This is a genomic window from Moorena sp. SIO2C4, from assembly GCF_010672485.1.
Lineage (GTDB): Bacteria > Cyanobacteriota > Cyanobacteriia > Cyanobacteriales > Coleofasciculaceae > Moorena > Moorena producens.
In genome coordinates this window covers 1-2,280 of record NZ_JAAHGN010001150.1, presented here as the reverse complement: position 1 = coordinate 2,280, position 2,280 = coordinate 1, and the positions used below count along the sequence as shown (strand labels likewise).

Below are 2,280 nucleotides of genomic sequence, written 5' to 3'. Positions count from 1 at the left end.
TGATTCATCATATCCGCGTAGACAGTCATCCATCATTTGTTGGTCCAATTCATCTATCTCAGATTGAGTTAAATTGGGTTGGTTTGGTAGAGATGCTTCAATATCGTCGAAAGACATGTATGTTGCATTAGACGGGGTGGACTTTTCTTGTTTTGTATCTGAATCTGAGTCAGAGGAACAAATCCAGTCGATTTCAAGAGGCCCAGGTTTGTGGCAGATGAGTAGATTATTTCGTTTCAACTCGTCATTTCTGCTTGTTATACTATGTATAGGATATTTCTTGATAGTTTTGTTGTAATTATGGTCATGGAAGAGTGTTGTGACATTTAGGCCAATTAAGGTTTTCGATTGTTTTGACCACATGATTGATTGTCCTCCTTTAATTTTTTATGAGCTAAGCCCAGCCACAGATCCTCATCAGGATTAGCACTTGAGCCGAATTGACAACATTTTTGCCACTGGTTCAGGGCTTTGGTTTTCTGGTTTTGTCCTTGATAAACCTGAGCTAATAAGCAGTGGGCTGAACCGCGATTAGAGATTCGTTTACTACCTTCTTGACTACTTCCTAGAGAAACAGCACCCAGGATAAATTTCTCCGCTTCATACCAGCGCTGTTGCTTAAGCCTTGCCCAACCCAAGTTTTTCATCAGGTCGTATTTAACTTTGATACTGGCTTGCTCAGCCTTGGCTAAACCTTTTAAGAGTAGGGGTATAGCTAAAGATGGTTTGTTGTTCAGAATATGCAAGCGACCTAAGTTGTTATAGGCTTTGACAAAACCGCCTTTTACGGCGAATTGGTATTGAGTTCTGGCTTTATCAAACTGTTGTAAATCTTCGTAAACAAAAGCTAAGTTGTAGTGAGCTTTGACATTATCAGGATTAAGGGCTAACGCTTGCTGATAGTGGGCTTCAGCACTGGCTAGTTGACCTTGGTTATACTTTTCAAAACCTCTTTTATTGGAGAAATTAGAAAAATTGGGCAGATAAAAGTGAAAACCTAGTAAGATTACCAGTAATAACTCCGTCGCCCCGAGCTGGGCTTCCGCATGAAAATGCTTGGGAATACCCAGTCGGATTAATAATTTATCAAATCCTTCTTGTCCGGTTTCCGTTAGTTCGCTGATCCCTTGTAATACGGTCAAAAGACTGGGAAAAGCAATTGCTACTGCTCCCGCAAATCCAGTGCCTGCTATCAAAAAACGAGGCAGAAGGTCGATTAACAAGCCAAGATTCGCCGTCCAGCCAGCAATGCTCAATCCTCGCCATAACCAATCCCACCATTGCCAGCGGGCAAGCTCCGCTTCTGTTTCTAAATGCCACCACCAAGCTGTGTCTGGGGGTTCCAAACTAGTTCGCCAGCTGGCAAAATCAATAACTTTGCTGATCTGCCAAGCATTTTGTTTGAGGCGCACATCCAAGGCAACAAGCTTTTTTTGTTGGTGATAAGAAGGGTAAACTTGTGCCTGACCAACAGCCTGAACAAAATCCCTAGCATTTAAAACCACGATAATTTGCTTTTCAGACATCGGTGATGCTGAATCTTCAAGGTGTTCAAGGGCTATTTCGTAAGTCTTGAGAGCCTCATCTAAGGGAGGATTAGTCATTTACTTTGTGGGTCAAAGAAGCAAAAATTAAACTTAATTGTTATTGCAGCTTATATAGTTATATAGTTGATTTTATAGATTTGTACTACTAAGCTCGAAAAGCTTGACTGTAAGCATTCAGCAGTCAGCCGTCAGCCGTCAGCCAAGGGCATCAGCTGATACGCGACACGCTGATAGCTGATAGCTGATTACCTGATCTAGGGGTAATTGCAGCTGGCTCACATTTTTTTGTTCCCGCTTTTTATTGTAGGGCGCAGGCTAAGTAATAACAACCGTTAACATAGACGTTACACTTCCCACCCTCCCCACACTCCCGACTCCCTCGGTGCCCTTGACCCATTAAGAATTAAATTCGCCACGGGTCGCACCGCTCCCGACTCCCGACTCCCGACTCCCTAAAAAAAAATCGGTCAAGTTTGGGTTAACCCCAATCCTTGACCGAATCTGTACTTGAAGGTTCCACAAGTACAGCTCAAAATGGATAATTTCAGATCTCAATTATGGCATGATTCCCGAGTTAGTCAGCAACTGCTGAAAAGCAATAACATTCCAACTCATTTTGCTTCATGTTGCTTCATCCTCCTTCACCAAACATCCTTCACAATTCCTGATTTGCCAGGGGGCAACCCTGGCAAACTCCTATCTTAATCTACGTAAAAGTATCGAATCAAAAAGG

General features: G+C 42.6%; 2 protein-coding genes. Both read right to left on the bottom strand.

Annotation, left to right across the window (positions count from 1 at the left end; all coding sequences use genetic code 11):
• A partial coding sequence (locus F6K20_RS34850; protein ID WP_287297857.1) for a hypothetical protein occupies window positions 1-363 on the bottom strand: 363 nt, incomplete at its 3' end.
• Window positions 336-1,604, bottom strand: coding sequence for a tetratricopeptide repeat protein (locus F6K20_RS34845; protein ID WP_008189714.1), 1,269 nt, complete (start codon window positions 1,602-1,604; stop codon window positions 336-338). The genes F6K20_RS34845 and F6K20_RS34850, both read right to left, overlap by 28 nt.
• Between the last annotated feature and the right edge of the window lie 676 nt (window positions 1,605-2,280).